This window comes from Gynuella sp. (assembly GCF_050297175.1).
Classification (GTDB): Bacteria; Pseudomonadota; Gammaproteobacteria; order Pseudomonadales; family Natronospirillaceae; genus Gynuella.
On record NZ_JBNKSF010000007.1, the window covers coordinates 209,171 to 230,415 of the forward strand.

Below are 21,245 nucleotides of genomic sequence, written 5' to 3' on the forward strand. Positions count from 1 at the left end.
TTAGCAGCAGAGATGGTTGAGTCTGTTTATGATGTGCCTGGCAGCAAGCTAATTTCTCAGCTCAACTTCTAGTTTGTGAACCATTTTTTCGATGTTGCTTATCCGGTTAATAATGTCATCTTGTAGACAAAAGCGATTTTTCTCGATTTTCTGAGTCAGATGGTTCCAGCTCAAAATGGCCGTCGTTAGATTTTTCTTTCGCGGTCCGGTCGCATGGCAATTTGAACATTCAACATTAAAAGAAAACAGGTGTTGAGTTGTTCTGACAAAGTGGCTGTGACAGAAAGGGCATTCTTTGATTTCAGTGCCCATATTTGCTCCCTCTGTGGCCTCTATCGATATTCATTATCAGTATCATTTTACATATCTACTGAGCCAAGCTTAGTACTATATATAGTATTTGCAACCATCTGGTTTACTAAAATATCTATATTTGGTGTTTAAAAATTAAGCAGTTAACTATATGTGCATTGTATGAATAAACAGGCATTTAATTTTTTTTTTAGAAAAATTATTTAACTGTTTGATTTTGAAATATTTTTTCAATTTTTTTGTTAGTTGGTTCCGGTAACCGTTTACATAAAAGACAAGGGAGCAACATTGTGTGCATAATTGTAATTTTTTGTTTTTTAATACAATGACTTGAAGTTATAGGTTAGTTTTTGATGATTGATTGAAGATAATCGCTAACGTGTTTGATAAATAACCGCGGTTTTTCTGCATGTAGCCAGTGTCCTGCATCGGCAATGATCTTAAGTGTCGTATCTGGAAACCTCTGTTCAATAGCATCTTTGTCCTCCGGTAAAATGTAATTTGAGCGCGCCCCTTTTAGGAAAAGGGTGTTGGACAAATATGCTCCTGTTGCGGGAGGAATCTGCAGGAGTTTGTCATAGTCTTGAAACAGTACATTTAGGTTAAAACGCCATTGGAACTGTTTATCAGCATTCAGATAGAGACTTTTCAACAAAAATTGCCGGGTAGTCACGTCGTTGACGAAATCACTTAGTATCAAATCGGCTTCTTTTCGGTTTTTTAAATCGCTCAATGGAATTGAACGTAGACCTTTAAAAATATCGGTGTGGTGAGCGGTATAGTGTCTTGGTGCAATATCCGCAATAATGACGCCTGAGTAGGCTTCTGGTTGGCTAAGGCTCAGTTGCATAGCAACCTTCCCGCCCATGCTATGACCCAGAATGACTGGTCGTTCCAGTCCGAGAGAAGCAATGAGTTGCTGAATATCGTTTGCCATCGTCACATAGCTCATTTCATTGCTGTGAAATGACTGTCCATGATTGCGCATATCGACGCTGATGACCCGGTAACGGTCGGAAAAGTGTTTGGTCAGAGAATTCCAATTATCGCTTGACCCAAAGAGACCATGCATGACGACGAGGGCAGGCCCCTGTCCTTGTTCACGATAAAAAAGCATTGCTAAACCCAAATGATTCGTAAGAAAATCCGCGGAGTCTAACACCTATCTCCAGGATACAAAATGGAATGTCGCGCCGGTTGTGGGGCCTGCTGTATTGCACCCTCTATCAGTCAACCTTATTTTGGAATGCCGGCAGGTAAGCCAGCTGGTACTCGCTGTACTCACCTCAATGCTGAAAACCTATGCGCTCTATTTGGGAAGCCTGAGCGCCCTCTTTTCTGCGCCGCCTTTACCGCTGAACCTGAGTTTTGTGGAACGAATGGTAAAGAGGCGCTGATTATTCTGGCAGAAATGGAAGATCAGATAAAAACTTCCTGAGCCTGTTGTGCCTCGGAAATAATTTCCTGAATCTGTTCTGACTCTGGGTCAGGTTCGATTCCTATGGCCGTGAATGCTGGGACAATCTTCCAATCAACACGGGCTAGCAGGTTTTTTTGACCATAATAGTGGATCAGACTTGCAAGGCGGATGATTTCTGTATAGCCAACGGTGCTAACAGGCGATTTAAAGTTTTGATAGGATTTAGCTACTTCCTGAACAGCTTCAGGAAAATCCCATTTCTTCAAAATCATCACCGTAATGTCTGGATGCAGAATGGTGATGATTTTATCGAGAGAAATCCCGTCGCGAATTAAGTCATCCCGCTCCTCGGCAAATGTCAAAATGGGTAGCACCCCAAGTTTGTGGACCAGGGCGCAGAGTGTTACTTCATCTGCTGGAATACGGGTGAATTTTTGTGCCAGTACATGACTGATGGCGGCAATTTGTGTGGTGCTGTTCCAGGTAGCGCGCATCCGCTGATCAATAATATCGGAAGTTGCTTGAAACATTTGCTCCATCGCCAGGCCAGTTGCCAGATTGGCGGTGTAGTTCATGCCCAGGCGGGATACAGCCATAGATAAATCTTTCACTTCTTGTGGAGCTCGGAGCAGTGGACTGTTGGTTACCTTAATAATCCTGGCAGCCAGGGCTGCATCCTGACTGATTACTTTAACCAGTTCGGAAATGCTCGCCTCAGGGTCTTCTGCTTTTTCTCTGACTTTCATCGCCACCTCTGGCAACGTTGGTAAAGTCAGTTGGTCTGCTTCAATTGCCTGGAAAATTTCTGTTCTGACAGTATCAAGTAACTTCGACATATATTGCCCTATGCTTATTCTGGTTTTAGTGGTGCCTATCGATATTGCTGAAGGTTTGGTCCAATTGCCCTAATATGATGAATGACCTCGCGTAACTGCACGGCGAGAACGGCTATTCTAAACAGTATAGGGCAGCTCATGGAAAGTCATGACTTGAGGCATATTTTCTTTGGTCTGTGCCTCATTTTTCTTATCAATATTGATTAACACTAGTGCATGAGTATTACAGCTGTTAATAATCTGACCCAGTTTTTGCCCATCCTGGTTTACAACCAGAGTGCCGGATGTGACCGGGTGGTCCGCCAATACTGCAGGTAAACACCAACTTTTCACCTGACCTTTATATTGTGTTCGAGCAACAATTTCCTGGCCAGTGTAACAGCCTTTCTTGAAGCTGATTCCACCGATTGCCTGTAAATTTAGATTTTGTGGGATGCAGATATCAACCATTTCACTGGTGAGCCATGGAAGGCCTTGTTGAATATCTTCGATTTCCCATTCGGTAGCAGCCTGGCTATCCTCATGAATCAACGTTTTTTTAGTCATTAATGCCATGGCCCGTTGGCCGGGCCAGTTACAGTAAATTGCGTCGTCGATGCGATCAAGGGCATTATTCAGTCCTGCTTTTAATGAGCCTGTAACAATAGTTTCGGTGTTATGGGTCAGAGTCACTTTGTAAAACACTGCATACTTTTTTAGCGTCGCTAATGCATGCTCCATCACCGATTGGTGGCATACCAGATAAATGACGTCTTCAGTCTCTCCAACGAGAGCGATGAAGTTCATATAAACCCGGCCCTTGGGAGTGCAAAAAGCACCATGCCGAAATTCCTGGCTATGGAGGGTGCCAAAGTCCTGTGTTGACTGTCCCTGAAGGAATTTTACAGCATCAGGACCTTGAACGGTCATGACTGCCAAATGTGGTAACGAAAAAAAACCTGATGGATCTGGTTGATGGGACATCGAAACTTGGTGCTCGCTACGGTTATAATGATCAGCTTTAGTATGGGCGAGTATAAAAATTCAAATGGCTAATGACGACAACCTGAACAAATTATTTTGGCATAGCCGCCGTGGTATGCTTGAGCTGGATTTGGTTTTATTGCCATTTCTGGAAAAGCACTACCAGCATATTTCTGACCAAAACAAAGAGTACTATGCTGAGCTGCTGAAATGTGAGGATCAGGATTTGTTTTCCTGGTTTTTATCTCGACAAAAGCCTGAAGATCCCAGGTTAAAGCAAATTGTGGATGTTATTCTTGAGCACCATCAGCCCGATTGAGCTGAAAATAACCCCCTCCCGATGGATGAAGCGCTGGATCTATTTGCTGCTGATTGTTTGTCTGATGGTAGTGGCTCAACTGTCTCAACGGTGGACTGGTTACTTGGTGCTCATGTTTCCGCTTGGTTGGTACATAGGTCGTTTATATTTACGCTGGGTGGTTCTGAACGATGAAGCATCCATTGTCCGAATCATTTTGGAAGGGCATGATCTGCGTTGTATGACCAGTGGGGGTAACAGTTTCGGAGGAAGGCTGGTAGGGCAACAATGGCTTAGTCGCTGGCTTATTGTTTTACGGTATCGGGATGAACGGGGCAAGTCGTATCACTTGCCCATTTTTCAGGATGCTGCCGGTACACGGGAGTTTCATCGGTTGTTGGTCGCGCTGAAGATTACACCAACATCAGGTTAAACTGACGGTGTCAGTACGGTATCTTTCGTTTCAGACAACATGCTGGGATAGTCGAGTGTGTAGTTGAGCCCCCGGCTTTCACGACGCTCCATGGCTGAGCGGATGATCAGTTCGGCAACCATCACCAAATTCCTAAGCTCCAGTAAGTCATTGGAGACTTTGTAATTGGAATAGTACTCTCGGATTTCCTCCTGCAGAACCTGTACCCGGTGTAATGCCCGTTGCAGGCGTTTATTGGTTCTGACGATGCCGACATAGTCCCACATGAAGCGTCTTACTTCGTCCCAGTTATGGGAAATAACCACATCCTCATCAGAATCCGTTACTTGGCTGTCATCCCAGGCGGGGATCTCCAGGTCCAGTTTGGGAACGTTCTGAGTCAGGATGTCGTCCACCGCAGCCATGGCGAATACGAAGCATTCCAGCAGTGAATTGCTGGCCAACCGGTTGGCACCATGCAAACCTGTATGGGCGCATTCGCCAATGGCATACAGGTTTGCCATATTGGTTCTGCCTGCAAGGTCAGTTTTGATGCCGCCGCAGGTATAGTGGGCAGCCGGCACAACTGGAATGGGTTGTTGGGTAATATCAATTCCGTATTTCAGACAGCGACTATAAATTGTGGGAAAGTGTTCTTTGATAAACTCGGCGGGTTTGTGGCTGATGTCGAGAAAGACATGGTCGACCCCCAATCGTTTGATCTCGTGGTCAATGGCTCTGGCCACAATGTCCCTTGGCGCCAGTTCAAGGCGTTTGTCAAAACGATGCATGAATGGTTCGCCATTTGGCAATAACAGTCGGCCACCTTCTCCACGTACTGCCTCGGAAATGAGAAATGATTTGGCATGGGGGTGGTAGAGACAGGTGGGATGGAACTGGTTGAACTCCATGTTGGCTACCTGACATCCTGCCCTCCATGCCATGGCAATACCATCGCCTGATGTACCATCTGGGTTTGATGTGTATAAGTAGGCTTTTGCTGAGCCGCCAGTAGCCAAGATAACGTGGGGTGCCCGGAATGTAACTACTTCACCGGAAGTCTGGTTAAGTATGTAAGCACCCACGCAGCGTTGTTCTGATAACCCCAGTTTGTGCGTACTGATCAAGTCAACGGCAGTATGTTTTTCGAAGATTGTGACATTTTTGCATTGCCGGACTTTATTTGTCAGTGTTTCTGCGATTGCCCAACCGGTCGCATCGGCAGCGTGAATGATACGGCGGTGGCTGTGTCCGCCTTCCCGGTGAAGGTGGAATGGAAATTCCTGAGTATGATGTTCGAATTCGGGGTTGGCGGTAAAAGGCACGCCCTGGTTGATGAGCCATTGAATGGCTTTTTCGCTGTGTTCCACGGTGAAGCGGACGGCCTCTTCATCACATAGGCCTGCGCCAGCGGTAAGCGTGTCCTGTACGTGCGCGTCAACAGAGTCTAGTCTGTCCAAGACTGCTGCGACACCTCCCTGGGCCCATTGCGTTGAGCCGCTTTGGAGTTCTCCTTTGCTGATAACAGCTACGTTCCATTGTTGAGGGAGTCTCAATGCTGCCGTTAGGCCGGCTGCACCTGTACCGATTATTAACGCGTCAAAATACTGGATCATGCAAAGTAATTCCATACCACATAAGTGATGAAAGTATACAAAGTTCAACACTATTAATGCAGCATCCCGGATCAACTCAAATTCATTTATTGCAATTTGATGGAACTTTCTCTGGTAACTAGAGTCATATATAACAGTTTCAAACAACGTTGAGATAAACAAATAATGGATGAGGGAGCGAGCCAGAGCGTCAGCCATAACGCAGATCTGATCCTTGTCAGACGTGCACAAAAAGGTGACCTAAGAGCCTTTGATCTGCTGGTTTTCAAATACCAGAACAAAGTGGGGGCTCTCATCAGTCGCCTCGTCAATGATCCTCATGATGTGCAGGATCTGACTCAGGAGACATTGATCAAGGCATATCGGGGACTGGCTTCATTTCGTTCTGACAGTGCATTTTATACTTGGCTGTATCGTATTGCGGTGAACACAGCAAAAAATCACCTGATGACACCGCAGACACGATATTCCCGCCAAGGCGTATCGCTTGAGCAGGCTGAGCTGGTCGACCAGGACAGCCATTGGCTGCAGGATGAGACGACACCAGAAAACAGCCTGTCCGGACAGCGGCTGAATTCTGCTATTCATCAGGCTATCAAAGACTTGCCGGATGAGTTGCGCATAACATTGCAGTTACGCGAATTTGATGGGCTGAGTTACGAAGAAATATCTACAGTACTGGAAAGTCCTGTTGGCACAATACGAAGTCGTATATTCAGAGCGAGAGAGGCTGTAGATAAAAAAATACGGCCGTTGGTAATGAACACTGTTCAAATGAAAGCATGAGTAGGGTTGAGGTGAGTGGTAACGGTTATGAGTGAACAGGCAAAAGAAGCATTTTCGGGTTTTTTGGATGATGAAGCCTCGGAATTGGACATCCAGCGAATGTTGAATGAGCTGGATAAGAATCCAAACCTGCTGGCAGAGTATCGGTCCATCGCGCTGACGCGAGACGGGATGCAGGGTGAGGTGCTGTTGGATGTCAGTGGTGCTATTCGGCAGCAGCTTAGTAGTCCATTCCCTGAAGTATCGGGTCAACATCAAGACACTGTTGTCAGGCAACCCAAACTGTGGCTGCGGGTCATGCAGGGTACTGTCGCTGCGTCTGTCGCGGGTTTGTTGATTGTGGCTGTACAGTTTTGGAAGACCCAGTCTTATGAGGGTTCGGCACCCTCTGTTGCACAGAATCAATCTCAATCTGTTGCAGAGACTGATGAGGAAAGGCTGGCGACTGCATTACGACTGCAGCAGTATGTGCAGCAGCATATTCAGGATGCGGGCTATTTGAGTGGGCAAGCAGCGATACCAATGGATTCAAAACGGCTTGAATCTGAAATAAAGCAAGGTGAATGATGAAGACCGTATTAGTTGTTGTGGTATCTGTCTGTGTGTCAATGCTGGCCTGGGGGAATCAGGTCGATGGCGAGCGTTGGCTGGATAATATGATTGCCGCCAATCGAAGTCTCAATTATCAGGGTAGCTTCATTTATGTAAGAGGTTCTGATGTCCAGACTCTAAAAATTAATCACCGAATTCGCAACCATAAGATCCAGGAAAAAATATGGAATATCAACGGTGAGCGTATGGAGGTGATTCGTCTAGGCGATATACAGCAGTGCTGGCATGAGAAAGACTCCAAAGTGCCTTTGTCTCATACACTGCCAGCTGGACCGTATTCGTATATTTTTGCTCATCACATGGGAGAGATGCTGGAGAACTATGTGATAACGGTTAAAGGCCAGGAGCGTATTGCTGAGCATGAGGCCTGGCATATCAGCGTCACGCCTAAGGACAATTATCGCTTTGGCTATCGATTCTGGCTGGAACGTGATACCAAGCTGCTGTTACGTTCCGAACTGGTGGGTAAGGATGGTATGCCGTTGGATCAGTTTCAGTATGTCAATGTTACTATCAACCCGTCTTTTCATGATTCAGATTTTAGTCCGACCATTCGCGATGGCTTCAGTCATCAGGCATTTGTGACCAAGCAGCCGGACGCTGTTCCAAATATCAGCTCAGGGATGTGGGTGTTGAAATGGTTGCCAAAGGGGTTTTTGCTTCGTAATGCCGATAGTCAAACTTTGGAGTCAACGAAAGTGGATCGGCTGTTGTATACCGATGGAATGTCCAGTTTTACTATCTATGCGGAACTGGCATCGGCTGGAATGCCGGAGCAAAAACGCCATTTTGGCGCTACGATGGTAGCAACCGTGAAGAAAGGCGATTATATGTTGACGTTGGTAGGAGAGATTCCTATGGAAACGGCGATGATGATCCTGGACAATATTCACCTCAAAAGCTAGCCGAGAGTCGGGTCAATAAGTTTTATGATTGAAGAGATCGGTACTGTCGTACAACTCAATGATCAGAATGTATGGGTGGAGACAGTTCGTCGTTCTGCTTGTCAGGGATGCCGAGCCAGGTCTGGTTGTGGTCAGGCTGTGATGGGTGATTTGCTGGATCAGTCCCGTCAGGAGCAGAAAAATATCCTGAAGCTGGCGCGTGGTTCAGTGGACCCTATAGCTGTGGGAGATGATGTTGTGGTGGGAATTCCTGAACAGGCACTTATTCGCTTGGCATGTCTGGCCTATGGAGTACCGGTCATGTCTGTGCTGGTATTTGGCGGAATTGGACAGTGGATTGGGTGGCCGGATATTGGGGTCGTTTTTGCCTCGGCATTGGGGCTGATAGCATCCATTGTGTCAGTAAAGAAGATTTCCAGGCATTGGTCTTGCGATTTCAGGTATCAACCAGTATTGATAGCGAAGCGTATTGCGTCCGTAAAGCTGGGGTAATAACGCTTCTTGCATCTGGAACTTGTTTTTTTTGACCTTACTCTAACGGCTTGTCAAAAGTACCTGAGGAGTAGAGTATGACCAAAAAGATTGTTCTGATAGTTTCCGTTTTGTGGATGTCCTTTTGGACGCTCCCGGCTGTTGCAGCCAGTGTGAATCTTCCGGATTTTACGGAACTGGTGCAAAGCCATTCTCCACAGGTTGTGAAGATTGGTGCAGTAACCAAAGCCAAAGTCCGTAACTACGGTTACCAATATCCGGATTCCCAGGACCTGCCAGATATCTTCAAATATTTTTTTGATCAGTCCCCTTATCACCAGGGCCCGCAGCAGCAACAGCCAATGGAATCAACCGGTTCCGGTTTTATCGTTTCTTCTGATGGTTATATTCTGACCAACAATCATGTCATCAATGGTGCTGATGAAGTGACGGTATGGATGACTGACCGTTCCCAGTATCACGCAGAAGTGATTGGTACCGATGAGCGTACGGATCTCGCTCTGCTGAAGATTGATGCCAAAGGTTTGCCCACGGTAGCGTTTGCCGACTCTGATAAATTAAAAGTTGGTGAATGGGTGTTGGCAATTGGTTCACCCTTTAACCTGGACTATTCAGTCACTGCCGGTATTGTCAGTGCAATTGGCCGTAATATAGGCGAGAACTATGTACCATTTATACAGACCGATGTTGCAATCAATCCAGGAAATTCCGGTGGCCCGTTGTTTAATCTCGATGGTCAGGTAGTTGGTATCAATAGCCAGATCTATACCCGTTCTGGTGGCTATATGGGAGTTTCATTTTCAATTCCATCCAATCTGGCCAAAAATGTCTACGAGCAGTTAAAAGCTAACGGTAAGGTTTCCAGGGGCTGGCTGGGTGTGCTGATTCAGGGTATGAACCAGGATCTTGCAGAGTCTTATGGCCTTAAGAAACCTGAAGGGGCTTTGGTGACCCAGGTAATGGAAGATTCGCCAGCAGCAGCCGGCGGTATCCGTAATGGTGACATTATCCTCGAATTTGATGGTAAGCATATTGATACCTCAGCGGCATTGCCTCCAATTGTTGGTCGTGTTCAGCCAGGAGAAAAAGTCAAAGTGAAAGTTTTGCGGGAAGGTCGAGAGAAAACATTGACCCTTACCATTGCAGAGCTTCCTACACAGGACAAACTGGCTCAAAACGGTTCGAGTCCTCATACCAGTTCTAATTCTCTGAATATTGTGGTTCAGAATATTGATCCGGATACTGCCGGTAAACTGGGAGAAAAAGGGGTAAGGGTTATCGAGGTTGATCGGGGCCCAGCGGCTGACGCAGGTCTGCAGCCAGGTGATGTGATTACGATGGTCGGTAGTCGTAAAGTTGAGGATGTTGGTGACTTTGACAAGGTCATCTCTTCTATTCCAAGTGGTAAAGCCTTTGCTTTGAGAGTCATGCGTAATGGTTCACCCATGTTTTTACCTATTCGAATAGAGTGATTCTAAGGTGTGCAGGAGGCCTGTAATTGCGGATTCTGGCTTCCTGCACGACATCACAGCAACGCAAATTCACCAAAAACAGTGGCTCTGTCCACTGTTTTTATAGCTTGCCAGAGACTAATTCGCTAAAATCGCCGGCCTTTTAAATCCCGACTGGGTGCATCTGTCGGAAATCCACTCAATTAGTTAACGTAGCGATTTATATCCGTGAGTAGCGATCTTTCACACATTCGTAATTTCTCCATAATTGCCCATATTGATCATGGCAAATCGACCATTGCCGATCGTTTCATCCAGATATGTGGTGGATTGACCGAAAGAGAAATGGCCGCACAAGTGCTGGATAGCATGGATATCGAGCGGGAACGCGGTATTACCATCAAGGCCCAGAGCGTTACTTTGAAGTATCAGACTCAGGACGGTAAAACTTACCAGCTTAATTTTATTGATACTCCCGGACACGTGGACTTTACCTATGAAGTGTCCCGGTCGCTGGCCGCCTGTGAAGGGGCTTTGTTAATTGTGGATGCGGCTCAGGGCGTTGAAGCTCAGTCAGTTGCAAACTGCTATACAGCCATTGAACAGGGGCTTGAAGTGGTTCCTGTACTCAATAAGATTGACTTGCCACAGGCAGAACCTGACAGAGTTGCTCAGGAGATAGAGGAAATTATCGGTATCGACGCAACAGATGCAGTGCATTGCAGTGCTAAGTCCGGTGTCAATGTCCAGGAAGTACTGGAGCAGCTGATTCAGCGCATTCCACCACCTGAGGGTAATGTTGGTGGTGATTTGCAGTGTTTGATCATTGACTCCTGGTTTGATAATTACCTTGGAGTGGTCTCTCTGGTTCGAGTCAAGCATGGCACGCTTAAAAAAGGCGATAAAATTGTAATCAAGTCAACCGGGCGAAACCATGTTGTTGATCAGGTTGGTATTTTTACGCCTAAGCTGCAATACACGGGCGAATTGAGCGCAGGAGAGGTCGGGTTTATCTGCGCTTCTATCAAGGACATTCACGGGGCTCCCGTAGGCGATACCATTACCCATGCCAAAACTCCGGATGTTAAGCAGTTGCCCGGGTTTCAGAAAATCAAACCTCAGGTATACGCTGGTTTGTTTCCAACAGATTCAGATGATTATGAAGATTTTCGTGACGCATTGGAAAAGCTCAGTTTGAACGATGCTTCCTTATTCTATGAGCCTGAAACGTCAGATGCGTTGGGTTTTGGTTTTCGTTGTGGTTTCCTGGGGATGCTGCACATGGAGATCATCCAGGAGCGCCTGGAGCGCGAATATGATCTGGACCTTATTACTACCGCACCCACTGTGGTGTATGAGGTACTGAAAACAGACGGTGAAACTGTTTATGTGGACAACCCGTCGAAATTGCCTCCGCCGCAGAATATGGAAGAAATCAGAGAGCCTATTGTCCGGGCCAATATTCTGGTGCCACAGGATTATCTGGGCAATGTTATTACGCTATGTGTGGATAAACGCGGTGTTCAAAAAGACATGCAGTTTCTCGGTGGGCAGGTATCGATCAGTTACGATATTCCCATGGCGGAAGTGGTTATGGATTTCTTTGATCGTCTGAAGTCGGTTTCTAAAGGCTTTGCTTCTCTGGACTTTGCCTTTGATCGGTTTGAGGCAGCTGACATGACAAGGCTGGATATCATGGTGAATGGTGATCGGGTGGATGCTTTGGCGATTATTATGCATAAAGATGCTATCCGTACCCGCGGGTTGTCATTATGTCAGAAAATGAAAGAGATTATTCCCCGGCAAATGTTCGATGTTGCTATTCAGGCAGCTGTAGGTAATCAGATTATTGCACGCACAAATGTGAAGGCTCTTCGTAAAGATGTAACCGCCAAATGTTATGGTGGTGACGTAAGCCGTAAGAAGAAACTGTTGCAGAAGCAGAAAGACGGTAAGAAGCGGATGAAACAGTTTGGTCGCGTGGAAATTCCTCAAGACGCCTTCCTGGCGATTCTCAAAGTAGATGATTAAGGGTTAGCACATGCAGGTAGAATTTTGGTTTCCGATTGCAGCATGGTTCAGTGCGGCTACCGGTCTGGCTTGGATGCTGGAAGTGATGATCATGGGGAGTCTCAGGTATCGTAAAGCTTATGCGAAAGTCGACGGAGAGATTTCGAGTGATGACTTACATCGGATATTTTCTGAGCCGAAGTATGCCCGTTTGTTAGGAGGCATCTTCATTGTATCGCTCGTACCATTAATTTTTCTGGCAATTCGTAAAAGTATGGATTTTTCCATATTTTTGAGCATTGCCTGTTTGATATCTGGGATTTTGTATTTATTCGATGTGCTTTACCTAAAGAGGCTTCGTAAGAGGCTGGTGTCCAGGCTTGCTGATAAATATGCCAGTGATGACACAATACAGTGGAGAGCAAATGATGAGCCTCTGGCGATTGAATATGCTCGCTCCTTTTTCCCTGTGTTGCTAATTGTTTTTGGTCTGCGTTCCTTTTTGATTGAGCCCTATCAGATTCCTTCCGGCTCCATGATTCCCACATTACAGATTGGCGACTTTATCGCCGTCAACAAGTTTGCCTATGGCGTGAAGATTCCGGTTTTGGGGACCAAAATCGTTCCTGTGGGTGAACCCAAGCGTGGTGATATATTTGTGTTCAAGCCACCCCATGAACCCAATATGACCTATATTAAGAGGGTGATTGCGGTTCCGGGTGATCGTATTCGCTTTGATTACAACAAAAGCCGGCTCTGGATCAATGACGAGGAAGTGACCGCCAACTACATTGGCGATGACATTGAGCCTGATGCAGGATTTCAGGTGCGGGTATTTGAAGAACATATTGGCGATGTGACGCATCTTATCTATAAAGCCAAATATGCCGATGGCAAACGTCCTTTTGGAACATACCCCAGACAGGGGGAGGAAATCACAGTTCCGGAGGGAAAATATTTCGCCATGGGGGATAATCGTGATAATAGTAAGGACTCAAGGTTTTTCGGTTTTGTTGATGAACAGGCCATTCTAGGAAAAGCCTTTGTGGTCTGGGTGCACTGGCCAAAACTTGGCTCTATCCCCAGTTTCAGTCATAACAAGTGGTTGGAATAAGCGAAATGAAATCTCTGAATAAGCAGCGTGGCATGTCTGTATATACGGTGGCATTTTTAATTTTGATTGTGTCTTTTTTCGCTACACTAATGGTGAAACTGGGACCGGTATATATGGATCAGTGGTACCTGAACGGAATGTTGCAGTCTATGGCGGACGAATCAGGTACTGCGGAAATGTCAATATCAGATCTCCGGAGTAGTTTGTCCAAGCGGATGTTGGTCAATAATGTTGAGTTTGATGCTAAGCAAGGGTTAAAACTTAATACCAAGTCCAATCCAAAAACAATGGTTTTGGACTACTCAAAACAGGTACACATCATGTTTAACGTCGATGCTCTGGTTAAATTTCATAAAGAATATTCGCTGCTTCCGTGAGTCAATCCAAACATTTAGACCAACTCAGTTCGATTCTGAACTACCAGTTCCACAACGAAGAGTTGCTGGAACTGGCCCTCACGCACCGTAGTCATTCTGGTTCGAAAAATAATGAACGACTGGAATTCCTGGGTGACTCTATTTTAAATTTCACTATTGCTGAAGCTTTATTCAACAAGTTTCCCTATGCAAAAGAAGGTCAGTTAAGTCGCCTAAGGGCCAAGCTGGTAAAAGGAACCACGCTTGCTGAGCTGGCTTTGTCGTGGGGTTTGGGGGATTTTTTGCGACTCGGGAGTGGTGAGCTCAAAAGTGGTGGATATCGCCGGGAGTCTATACTGGCTGATGCGGTTGAGGCGATTATTGGGGCGGCGTTTCTGGATAGGGGCTTTGAAAGCACCAAGCAGTTGATTCTCAACTGGTACCAGGAATACCTACAGCATATACAGCTGGACAGCCAGCTAAAGGATCCCAAAACCCAGTTACAGGAATATCTTCAGGGGCGTAAGCATCCTCTACCAGAATATGAAGTAGTATCTATCACTGGTGAGGCTCATTCGCAGACCTTTTGTGTAACCTGTTCATCCGTATTGTTGGATACTCCTGTAAGTGGTGAGGGCAGTAGCCGTAGAGGGGCAGAACAACAGGCTGCCAGGTTGGCACTAAAACGGCTGGGAGTTAAGTAAGTTATGAATGATCATCCTGATTCGTCTGCAGTCACACATTGTGGTTATGTGGCTATTGTAGGGCGTCCCAATGTTGGTAAATCCACACTGATGAACCATATTCTGGGTCAAAAAATCAGTATTACCTCTCGAAAACCCCAAACGACACGTAATCAGATTGTCGGTATACATACGGTTGACAGTGCTCAGATCATCTTTGTAGACACTCCTGGCATTCATCAGGGGCAGTCTAAAGCGATTAATCGTTATATGAACCGTACGGCCACAACGGCGATTAAAGACGTTGACGTGATATTGTTTCTGGTTGAGCGTGATCGTTGGACGCCAGAAGATGAGCATGTGCTTGAACAACTGAGGTCATCCCGATGTCCGGTGATTTTGGGAATCAATAAAATGGATCAGTTGGAAGATAAGGCTCAGTTGCTCCCTTTTATTGAAAAAGTCAGTGCCTTTTTTCACTTTGACCAGGTTTTTCCAATTTCTGCATTAAGGGGAAACAACCTGCACCGATTAGAACGTTATCTGTTGGATCATATGCCCGTTAACGTTCATTATTATCCTGAAGATCAGATTACTGATCGTACTGAGCGTTTTTTGGCGGCGGAAATCGTTCGAGAGAAGATTATGCGCCAGTTGGGCGCAGAATTACCCTATGACGTGGCGGTTGAGATTGAAAACTGGTCTTTTGAAAATGGGACACTGCATATCCATGCCGCTATTCTTGTCAGTCGTGGGGGGCAGAAAAAGATCGTTATCGGCGATAAGGGGTCCCGTTTAAAAAGCATTGGCCAGGAAGCCAGGAAGGATATGGAAAAGCTGTTTGATGTCCGGATCATGTTGCACTTGTGGGTGAAGGTGAAAGGTGGCTGGTCCGATGATGACCGGGCTTTGAAAAGTTTGGGATACTTTGATCCAAAATAACCGCTGGTGTTGGATATGTCTGGTCGAAAACAGCAGCCCGCATACATCATCCATCGAAAACCCTGGATGGATGAATCTGAATTAATTGAGTGCCTGACGCCAGAATATGGAAAACTGCCTTTAATCAGAAAGCATGCATCCAGACCGCTGCCCTTGTTTCAGGAGCTGATGATTGAGTTCTCTGGCAGATCAGAACAAAAACGTTTGCTTGAATGGCAGGTGAGTGGGGCAGTCCATCAGTTGTATGGAACGCTTGGTTTCTATGGTCTTTATATCAACGAGCTGATTTATCACCTGTTGGGTCGTTATGACCATAATAGTGTTCTATATGGTCTTTACAGTAGCACCTTACATTTGTTGCAGCATAGTACGGATACTCAACCCGCCATTCGTTATTTTGAGAAAACACTGCTTGAGCAGTTGGGGTATGGACTCGACTGGCTCGTCGATCTCCAGGGCCAAAGCATTATCAAAGATAATGGTTATCAATATTATGCGGGCAATGGGTTTGCTGTTTCGGCATCCAGTACTGCTGCCATTCGTGGTGCAGTACTGCTTGCGATTGCCCATAATGAGTGGCATGCAGAGTCTGCGCTGTTCTGGGCAAAACGGATTTTGACCACTGAAATCAATCTCCTGCTGGGAGGCAAAACATTAAAATCCCGTGAGCTGTTTGAGTCTGCTTCCCAGTGATAACTCAACGGATGCAGTTGTCTTGCCTGATTCTGATTAATTAAGGAGGGGACGACAGCTGCTTGTTTTTAGCGTATATCTTAGTTGCCTTCATAAACTCTCTATCCATGTCGCTGATTTTTGCCCAGCGCTGTATTTCTGCGATTTCTTCATATAACAGCATGAGCTTATCTTCAAGTTCATTATAGTTTTTGGTTTTAATAGCACTTTCTGTGTCATAGGCAAGTTTTTGCAGCTTGATAACCCCGCAATAATGACAAGCACCATGTAATTTATGCACTGCTTCCAGTAATGCTTCATGATCATTGTCATGATAGGCTGATGAGATGGCATCTGCGTCATTACCCAGGCTGTCTATTAGCATTTTCATCATGTCTTTTGCCAACCCCAGTTTTCCAGATGCCCGCTCCAAACCGACGACTAAATCAATGCTGGGATATTCATTGGCGGCCTCATAGGATGCAACCCGACGTTCGATGACCTGAACGCTGCCTGTGGCAGCAGAAGGATCAATACCTGTCCATTTGGTGATGGTTTTGGCCAGAATGATCTCATCAATCGGCTTGGTCAGGTAATCGTCCAGACCACGGGCCAGAAGGTTTTCTTTTTCACCGGCCAGAGCGTGGGCTGTCAATGCGACAATGGGAGTTCTGACGCGATTACCTTCATTTGAACGGATGCGTTCTGTGGTTTCAATGCCGTCCATCTGAGGCATTTGTATATCCATAAAGATCAAATCGAAAGTGTTATGTTCAATCACTACCAGGGCGTCCTTACCGCTGCTGGCAGTTGTTACATCGATATTGAGATCATCCAATAGAGCGGCTAGGAGCTTTAGGTTGGCAGCATTGTCATCCACCGCCAGAATTTTCAGTTTGTGGCTTTCCGTATCAGAGCTTAATACGCTAACTGCAGAAGAGCTGCTATTCATATTTAGTGGCGTTACATTTTTATCCAAAGCCAGTTTGGTTAATGCCTGTAATAACTGTTTGCGTTTTACTGGTTTGGAAATAGAGGCAGATACCAGTCCGGCTAATATTTCTGAATCGAGAGTTTCTTCAGTACTGGTGGTTAACAGGATAATTTCCAGACCAAAATCCTGTTTGAACTGTTCCAGTGCGTACTGTAAGTGAGTAGCGCTCCCCCCTTCAGGCGACAGACCGGCAATCAATCCCGTAATGTCATTCTGCGATTGAAGGTGTTTGATCGCTTCCTGTGGGGTGGATGCTTCGAAAACTTCGATATCCCAGCTGTTTAAAATATGCTTCAGCGATATGCGGGCCAGGTCGTGAGGTTCCAGTAGTAAGGTTTTGATACCTTGCAGGGAGGCCTGAGCATCGGGGAGCTCTTTGCTGCTTGCCCGGTCTGCCCGGATCGTAAACCAGAACGTGGACCCTTTTTGGCGTTCGCTTTCCAGGCCAATGTCACCTCCCATTTGCTCAACCAGACGCTTGGATATCACTAGACCAAGGCCAGTACCGCCATATTCCCTTGCGGTGGAGGAGTCAGCCTGCTGAAAAGCCGTGAACAGCGCTTTTTGCTGTTCCTTGGTCAGTCCGATGCCGGTATCTGTCACAGCGATACGGATGATGACCTGATCATTGCGCATGCTTTCCAAAGAAACTCTGACGGTAACACTACCTTTTTGAGTGAATTTAACCGCATTGTTAACCAGATTGGTTAAGACCTGTTTGATTCGTAGTTGATCGCTCACCACTTGTGAGGGGACATCGGAATACACCAGCGAAACCAACTCCAGGCCACGGGCATGGGCCGACGGCGCCAACATGGTCAGTACATCTTCAATGGTCTCATAAAGATTCATGCTGCGATTATCGAGTAGCAACTTGCCGGCTTCGATTTTGGCGAAATCGAGCACATCATTAATAATGCTCAACAGACTTTCAGACGAAGAATGGATAGTGCGGGCATACTCTTTCTGTTTTTCCTGTAAATTGGACTTTAACAATAACTTGGTAAATCCCAGTATGCCGTTGAGGGGTGTTCTGATTTCATGACTCATATTGGCCAAAAACTCGGACTTAATCCGGCTTGCTTCAAGTGCTTCCCGTCGGGCCATGTCGAGTTCTATGTTTTGGATTTCGATGGTTTCCAGCGTCTCTCTCAGGTCTTGAGTGGCCTGATCGATGTTTGTCTGCATTTCTCTATGAGCAATTTGAAGAGATTCCGCCATGGCGTTGATTCCTTCCGACAACTCCATGATCTCGCCATCGCCAAAGGCATCTATCCGTTTGTCGAGATCACCTTCCCGAATGCTGTCTACGGCAGCGGCGAGTTTTTTCAGTGGAGTAATGACTCCCTTGGTGGCCGCGACACCTGCCAGGCTGGTCAAAAAGATTGCGGCCAAAAACAGTAATACATTTACCAGCACATTTTTATATTGTTCCGTACGAATATTGGCTTTTGAGAACTCAAGCTCCACCCATCCGAGCTGGGGTTCCTTTTGTAACTGTGAAGGATGGACATAGTATTCTTGTCTTTGGCTGGTGACTGGCACTCGATAACGAATGGTACTGGTGCTTTCAATGACACTGACTGAATCAGAAAAAGGCATCGGAGTGGATACCGGATTCATTTTTGGGCCAGCCTGAGCAACAATCTTGAGCTTGTTGTTATAAATATTGATAGCTCTTGCATCGGGTTCGTTCAGGGTTGCCCGGGCAATTTGCTGAAGCAACGAAAAATTATTGGCAATGAGGCCATATTCAACAGCATCCACCAGTCTCCGACTGGCTGATTCCCCTCGACTTCTCAGTTCCAGCTCCAGATTTGATACCTGTTGCCAACTGAACCAGATGATGAATATCAGAGCCATCAAAATGGATGGAGTAATAGTCAGTAATAAAATTTGTCGTTTTAATTCCAGGCGCTTCATAACATAGAAGATAAAAGTCTTAGGCTCGTCAGTCGGTATTCTCTCTGACTTCGTGCTCTAATGATAGTTTGGTCTGAAAATGGAGTATCATTGCCGCACACAAACTCTTTGTATAAACCCCGTGAGAGAGTTAAGAACTGGCGGGTTTTTGAAATTCATTCATTTGTCAGACAATCTGTTTGCTGTCTCTGTTTCGTATGACTTAACCGACCCCTAAGGAGAGTATTTTGTATCCAACCATTGAACAATGTATCGGGAATACCCCCCTTGTACGTCTTCAGCGTTTAAGCGCAGGTGAGAACAATACAATATTGGCCAAGCTGGAAGGCAGCAATCCAGCAGGTTCGGTAAAAGATCGCCCGGCTCTTAGTATGATTCAACAGGCTGAATCGCAGGGAATGATCAAACCAGGTGACAACCTTATTGAAGCGACCAGTGGTAATACTGGTATTGCGTTGGCGATGGTTGCGGCCATCAAAGGGTATCATATGACTCTGATCATGCCGGATAATTTAAGTCAGGAAAGAAAAGACGCCATGGTTGCTTATGGCGCAGAGCTGATCTTGGTGACCAAAGAAGAAGGTATGGAAGGTGCCCGTGACTTGGCAATTAAGATGGAGGCTGAAGGAAGGGGGAGGGTGCTCAACCAGTTTGCCAACCAGAATAACCCTCTTGCTCATTATGTGGGTACCGGTCCGGAGATCTGGCAGCAGGCCCGGGGAGAAATAACTCATTTTGTCAGCGCCATGGGTACCACTGGCACGATTATGGGGACCAGTCGTTATTTGAAGGAACAGAATCCAATGATCGAAATTGTTGGTTTACAGCCGGCCGACGGATCAAGTATTCCGGGTATCCGGCGCTGGCCACATGAATATTTGCCCGAAATATTTGATGCCTCACAGATCGACAGGGTTCTTGATGTTGAACAGAACGTGGCAGAACAAACCATGCGTCAGTTGGCCACCGAGGAAGGTATTTTTTGCGGGGTCAGTTCTGGAGGTGCTGTTGCCGGTGCATTGAAACTGGCAGAAGGTCTGAAGAATGCGGTGATTGTGACAATTATCTGTGATCGTGGTGATCGTTATTTATCCACTGGTTTGTTTAGTCCCCAATGAAGCGTTTTAAATCATTTCAATCTAGAAAATCCGGGCGTCATGACGCTTCTCTGGTAGGGTCTGTGATCGAGCTTACAATCGGTAAATATGATCACTATGGTCAGGGAATCGGGTGGTATGAAGGGAAGACCGTATTTGTACCTCAGGCAATGCCTGAGGAACGAGTCAGGGTACGGATTATTGAGCAGAAACAGGCAGTTATGGTTGCAGTTGTTGAGCAGCTGTTGGAGCGTTCTGCTGATCGTTGTGAGGCTTTTTGTCCTTATTATCATGATTGTGGTGGTTGTACTCTGCAGCATGTCCCTCATGAAATTCAGATTCAAATCAAGCAGCAGGCCTTGGCGGACCAATTACAGCGTTATGCAGGACTGCAGCCGGACCGCTGGTTACAGCCGATTGTTGGTGAAGAGCCCAAAGCTTATCGTTCGCGCACTAAACTGACCCTGCACCAGGGTAAAATTGGATACAAGCGTGGCCGTAGCCATGAGCTGGTAGCTATAGAGCATTGCCCTATTACTGACCTTGATTGGTCTGTTGTTGTGCCGGCACTGAAACAACTGCCTTTGAAGCAGGCCGAAATCGAAGTTTGCCAGGATGATCAGCGGCGGATTGGGGTTCATCTGATCTTGAGGGTAAAGCCATCTCAAGAGCAGTTGGCTCGATTGCAACATAGTCTTAGTGCGCTGACTTCTGACTATGTGATTTCTGTTGGAGGAGTGCCAATTGCGGAGTGTCATGACCATCCTCTGAGTTATGGGCTGTCCGGTGGTGCCAAGCCTATGAACCTTGAGTTTCGACCTTCTCATTTTACCCAGGTCAATAGAGGTGTTAATCAATTATTGGTGGAGTGTGCAGTGGCAGAGCTTGAACCAGGTCCTGATGACCGGATCATGGATCTGTTTGCGGGCTCCGGTAATTTTTCTTTACCCTTGGCTGCTTGCGGTGCATCTGTTTGTGCTTACGAAGGAAGCGAGGAGCTGGTACAGCAAGGTCAATTAAATGCCCTTCACAACGGTTTTGATATTGAGTTTGCCGCCCTAGACCTGTTTGATCCGCAGGCCATCAAAATCCTTGAAGGCAATCAGGCAAATAAATTGCTATTAGATCCTCCAAGATCAGGGGCGAAGCAAATATGTGAAGAAATGTCACGCTTAAACCCGGAACGAATCGTATATGTTTCCTGTAATCCAGCAACATTGGCCCGTGATGCGGGAAAATTGGTGAGTCAGGGCTATAGTTTATCGAGGGCAGGTGTATTGGATATGTTTCCCCATACTGCCCATGTGGAAAGCATCGCAGTGTTTGTGCGTGCCAGAAAAAAATAAGAAGT

General features: G+C 46.2%; 22 protein-coding genes. 16 read left to right on the forward strand and 6 right to left on the reverse strand.

Annotated elements, in window-relative coordinates; all coding sequences use genetic code 11:
• Positions 1-48 precede the first annotated feature (48 nt).
• Both ACQY6I_RS02010 and ACQY6I_RS02015 read right to left on the reverse strand, forming a co-directional pair.
• On the reverse strand, positions 49-312 hold the full coding sequence (locus tag ACQY6I_RS02010; protein WP_428239799.1) for a Lar family restriction alleviation protein: 264 nt from the start codon (positions 310-312) through the stop codon (positions 49-51).
• Between the two features lie 343 nt (positions 313-655).
• On the reverse strand, positions 656-1,429 hold the full coding sequence (locus tag ACQY6I_RS02015) for an alpha/beta fold hydrolase (protein ID WP_428239800.1): 774 nt from the start codon (positions 1,427-1,429) through the stop codon (positions 656-658).
• Between the two features lie 63 nt (positions 1,430-1,492).
• Between ACQY6I_RS02015 and ACQY6I_RS02020 the strand changes: the two genes are divergently transcribed.
• The gene (locus ACQY6I_RS02020) at positions 1,493-1,750 is read left to right on the forward strand and encodes a YkgJ family cysteine cluster protein (RefSeq protein ID WP_428239801.1); all 258 of its coding nucleotides are present in this window, start codon (positions 1,493-1,495) and stop codon (positions 1,748-1,750) included.
• Here ACQY6I_RS02020 and ACQY6I_RS02025 read toward each other — a convergent pair.
• Both ACQY6I_RS02025 and ACQY6I_RS02030 read right to left on the reverse strand, forming a co-directional pair.
• The gene (locus ACQY6I_RS02025; protein ID WP_428239802.1) at positions 1,732-2,568 is read right to left on the reverse strand and encodes an HDOD domain-containing protein; all 837 of its coding nucleotides are present in this window, start codon (positions 2,566-2,568) and stop codon (positions 1,732-1,734) included. The genes ACQY6I_RS02020 and ACQY6I_RS02025 overlap by 19 nt on opposite strands.
• A 117-nt stretch (positions 2,569-2,685) precedes the next feature.
• Positions 2,686-3,531, reverse strand: a complete 846-nt coding sequence (locus ACQY6I_RS02030) for a YgfZ/GcvT domain-containing protein (protein ID WP_428239803.1) — start codon at positions 3,529-3,531, stop codon at positions 2,686-2,688.
• Between the two features lie 64 nt (positions 3,532-3,595).
• Between ACQY6I_RS02030 and ACQY6I_RS02035 the strand changes: the two genes are divergently transcribed.
• Together ACQY6I_RS02035 and ACQY6I_RS02040 are read left to right on the forward strand one after the other, a co-directional pair.
• Positions 3,596-3,850, forward strand: coding sequence for a succinate dehydrogenase assembly factor 2 (locus ACQY6I_RS02035; protein ID WP_044617045.1), 255 nt, complete (start codon positions 3,596-3,598; stop codon positions 3,848-3,850).
• Entirely contained in the window at positions 3,828-4,262 is a 435-nt protein-coding gene (locus tag ACQY6I_RS02040) for a protein YgfX (RefSeq protein WP_428239804.1), read from the forward strand. The genes ACQY6I_RS02035 and ACQY6I_RS02040 overlap by 23 nt, the downstream gene beginning before the upstream one ends.
• Here the strand turns inward: ACQY6I_RS02040 and nadB are convergent.
• Positions 4,259-5,857, reverse strand: a complete 1,599-nt coding sequence (gene nadB, locus ACQY6I_RS02045; RefSeq protein WP_428239805.1) for an L-aspartate oxidase — start codon at positions 5,855-5,857, stop codon at positions 4,259-4,261. The genes ACQY6I_RS02040 and nadB overlap by 4 nt on opposite strands.
• 165 nt (positions 5,858-6,022) lie before the next feature.
• Here nadB and rpoE point away from each other — a divergent pair, with 165 nt between their 5' ends.
• From rpoE to recO, 11 genes are all read left to right on the forward strand, one after another.
• Positions 6,023-6,643 (forward strand): RNA polymerase sigma factor RpoE, encoded by a 621-nt coding sequence (rpoE, locus tag ACQY6I_RS02050; protein WP_428239806.1) that lies wholly within the window; start codon positions 6,023-6,025, stop codon positions 6,641-6,643.
• A gap of 27 nt (positions 6,644-6,670) precedes the next feature.
• Entirely contained in the window at positions 6,671-7,210 is a 540-nt protein-coding gene (locus ACQY6I_RS02055; RefSeq protein ID WP_428239807.1) for a sigma-E factor negative regulatory protein, read from the forward strand.
• A complete protein-coding gene (locus tag ACQY6I_RS02060) occupies positions 7,210-8,160 on the forward strand; it encodes a MucB/RseB C-terminal domain-containing protein (RefSeq protein ID WP_428239808.1) in 951 nt (316 codons plus the stop codon). The genes ACQY6I_RS02055 and ACQY6I_RS02060 overlap by 1 nt, the downstream gene beginning before the upstream one ends.
• A gap of 24 nt (positions 8,161-8,184) precedes the next feature.
• On the forward strand, positions 8,185-8,652 hold the full coding sequence (locus tag ACQY6I_RS02065; protein ID WP_428239809.1) for a SoxR reducing system RseC family protein: 468 nt from the start codon (positions 8,185-8,187) through the stop codon (positions 8,650-8,652).
• Between the two features lie 77 nt (positions 8,653-8,729).
• Positions 8,730-10,124 (forward strand): DegQ family serine endoprotease, encoded by a 1,395-nt coding sequence (locus ACQY6I_RS02070; protein ID WP_428239810.1) that lies wholly within the window; start codon positions 8,730-8,732, stop codon positions 10,122-10,124.
• A gap of 207 nt (positions 10,125-10,331) precedes the next feature.
• On the forward strand, positions 10,332-12,134 hold the full coding sequence (gene lepA, locus ACQY6I_RS02075; protein ID WP_428239811.1) for a translation elongation factor 4: 1,803 nt from the start codon (positions 10,332-10,334) through the stop codon (positions 12,132-12,134).
• 10 nt (positions 12,135-12,144) lie between these two features.
• The gene (gene lepB / locus ACQY6I_RS02080) at positions 12,145-13,227 is read left to right on the forward strand and encodes a signal peptidase I (RefSeq protein WP_428239812.1); all 1,083 of its coding nucleotides are present in this window, start codon (positions 12,145-12,147) and stop codon (positions 13,225-13,227) included.
• A 5-nt stretch (positions 13,228-13,232) separates the two neighbouring features.
• Positions 13,233-13,604 (forward strand): DUF4845 domain-containing protein, encoded by a 372-nt coding sequence (locus ACQY6I_RS02085; protein WP_428239813.1) that lies wholly within the window; start codon positions 13,233-13,235, stop codon positions 13,602-13,604.
• A complete protein-coding gene (rnc, locus tag ACQY6I_RS02090) occupies positions 13,601-14,287 on the forward strand; it encodes a ribonuclease III (protein ID WP_428239814.1) in 687 nt (228 codons plus the stop codon). Before ACQY6I_RS02085 ends, rnc begins: the two co-directional genes overlap by 4 nt.
• A gap of 3 nt (positions 14,288-14,290) precedes the next feature.
• Positions 14,291-15,208, forward strand: coding sequence for a GTPase Era (era, locus tag ACQY6I_RS02095; RefSeq protein ID WP_428239815.1), 918 nt, complete (start codon positions 14,291-14,293; stop codon positions 15,206-15,208).
• Between the two features lie 15 nt (positions 15,209-15,223).
• Positions 15,224-15,901: a DNA repair protein RecO gene (recO, locus tag ACQY6I_RS02100; RefSeq protein WP_428239816.1), complete on the forward strand. Its 678-nt coding sequence runs from the start codon at positions 15,224-15,226 to the stop codon at positions 15,899-15,901.
• Positions 15,902-15,941: 40 nt separating this feature from the next.
• On the opposite strand, the gene ACQY6I_RS02105 is transcribed toward recO, so the two are convergent.
• Positions 15,942-18,797, reverse strand: coding sequence for a response regulator (locus tag ACQY6I_RS02105; protein ID WP_428239817.1), 2,856 nt, complete (start codon positions 18,795-18,797; stop codon positions 15,942-15,944).
• 224 nt (positions 18,798-19,021) lie between these two features.
• Between ACQY6I_RS02105 and cysM the strand changes: the two genes are divergently transcribed.
• Both cysM and ACQY6I_RS02115 read left to right on the forward strand, forming a co-directional pair.
• Positions 19,022-19,915, forward strand: a complete 894-nt coding sequence (gene cysM, locus ACQY6I_RS02110; RefSeq protein ID WP_428239979.1) for a cysteine synthase CysM — start codon at positions 19,022-19,024, stop codon at positions 19,913-19,915.
• The gene (locus tag ACQY6I_RS02115) at positions 19,912-21,240 is read left to right on the forward strand and encodes a TRAM domain-containing protein (RefSeq protein ID WP_428239818.1); all 1,329 of its coding nucleotides are present in this window, start codon (positions 19,912-19,914) and stop codon (positions 21,238-21,240) included. Before cysM ends, ACQY6I_RS02115 begins: the two co-directional genes overlap by 4 nt.
• Positions 21,241-21,245 lie beyond the last annotated feature (5 nt).

Excerpts from the sequence above, each read along its gene's own strand:
- ACQY6I_RS02010 (WP_428239799.1), bottom strand. The coding sequence starts at position 312 with ATGGGCACTGAAATCAAAGAATGCCCTTTCTGTCACAGCCACTTTGTC.
- ACQY6I_RS02015 (WP_428239800.1), bottom strand. The coding sequence starts at position 1,429 with ATGCTTTTTTATCGTGAACAAGGACAGGGGCCTGCCCTCGTCGTCATG.
- ACQY6I_RS02020 (WP_428239801.1), top strand. The coding sequence starts at position 1,493 with ATGGAATGTCGCGCCGGTTGTGGGGCCTGCTGTATTGCACCCTCTATC.
- ACQY6I_RS02025 (WP_428239802.1), bottom strand. The coding sequence starts at position 2,568 with ATGTCGAAGTTACTTGATACTGTCAGAACAGAAATTTTCCAGGCAATT.
- ACQY6I_RS02030 (WP_428239803.1), bottom strand. The coding sequence starts at position 3,531 with ATGTCCCATCAACCAGATCCATCAGGTTTTTTTTCGTTACCACATTTG.
- ACQY6I_RS02035 (WP_044617045.1), top strand. The coding sequence starts at position 3,596 with ATGGCTAATGACGACAACCTGAACAAATTATTTTGGCATAGCCGCCGT.
- nadB (WP_428239805.1), bottom strand. The coding sequence starts at position 5,857 with ATGATCCAGTATTTTGACGCGTTAATAATCGGTACAGGTGCAGCCGGC.
- rpoE (WP_428239806.1), top strand. The coding sequence starts at position 6,023 with ATGGATGAGGGAGCGAGCCAGAGCGTCAGCCATAACGCAGATCTGATC.
- ACQY6I_RS02055 (WP_428239807.1), top strand. The coding sequence starts at position 6,671 with ATGAGTGAACAGGCAAAAGAAGCATTTTCGGGTTTTTTGGATGATGAA.
- ACQY6I_RS02060 (WP_428239808.1), top strand. The coding sequence starts at position 7,210 with ATGAAGACCGTATTAGTTGTTGTGGTATCTGTCTGTGTGTCAATGCTG.
- ACQY6I_RS02065 (WP_428239809.1), top strand. The coding sequence starts at position 8,185 with ATGATTGAAGAGATCGGTACTGTCGTACAACTCAATGATCAGAATGTA.
- ACQY6I_RS02070 (WP_428239810.1), top strand. The coding sequence starts at position 8,730 with ATGACCAAAAAGATTGTTCTGATAGTTTCCGTTTTGTGGATGTCCTTT.
- lepB (WP_428239812.1), top strand. The coding sequence starts at position 12,145 with ATGCAGGTAGAATTTTGGTTTCCGATTGCAGCATGGTTCAGTGCGGCT.
- ACQY6I_RS02085 (WP_428239813.1), top strand. The coding sequence starts at position 13,233 with ATGAAATCTCTGAATAAGCAGCGTGGCATGTCTGTATATACGGTGGCA.
- era (WP_428239815.1), top strand. The coding sequence starts at position 14,291 with ATGAATGATCATCCTGATTCGTCTGCAGTCACACATTGTGGTTATGTG.
- recO (WP_428239816.1), top strand. The coding sequence starts at position 15,224 with ATGTCTGGTCGAAAACAGCAGCCCGCATACATCATCCATCGAAAACCC.
- ACQY6I_RS02105 (WP_428239817.1), bottom strand. The coding sequence starts at position 18,797 with ATGAAGCGCCTGGAATTAAAACGACAAATTTTATTACTGACTATTACT.
- ACQY6I_RS02115 (WP_428239818.1), top strand. The coding sequence starts at position 19,912 with ATGAAGCGTTTTAAATCATTTCAATCTAGAAAATCCGGGCGTCATGAC.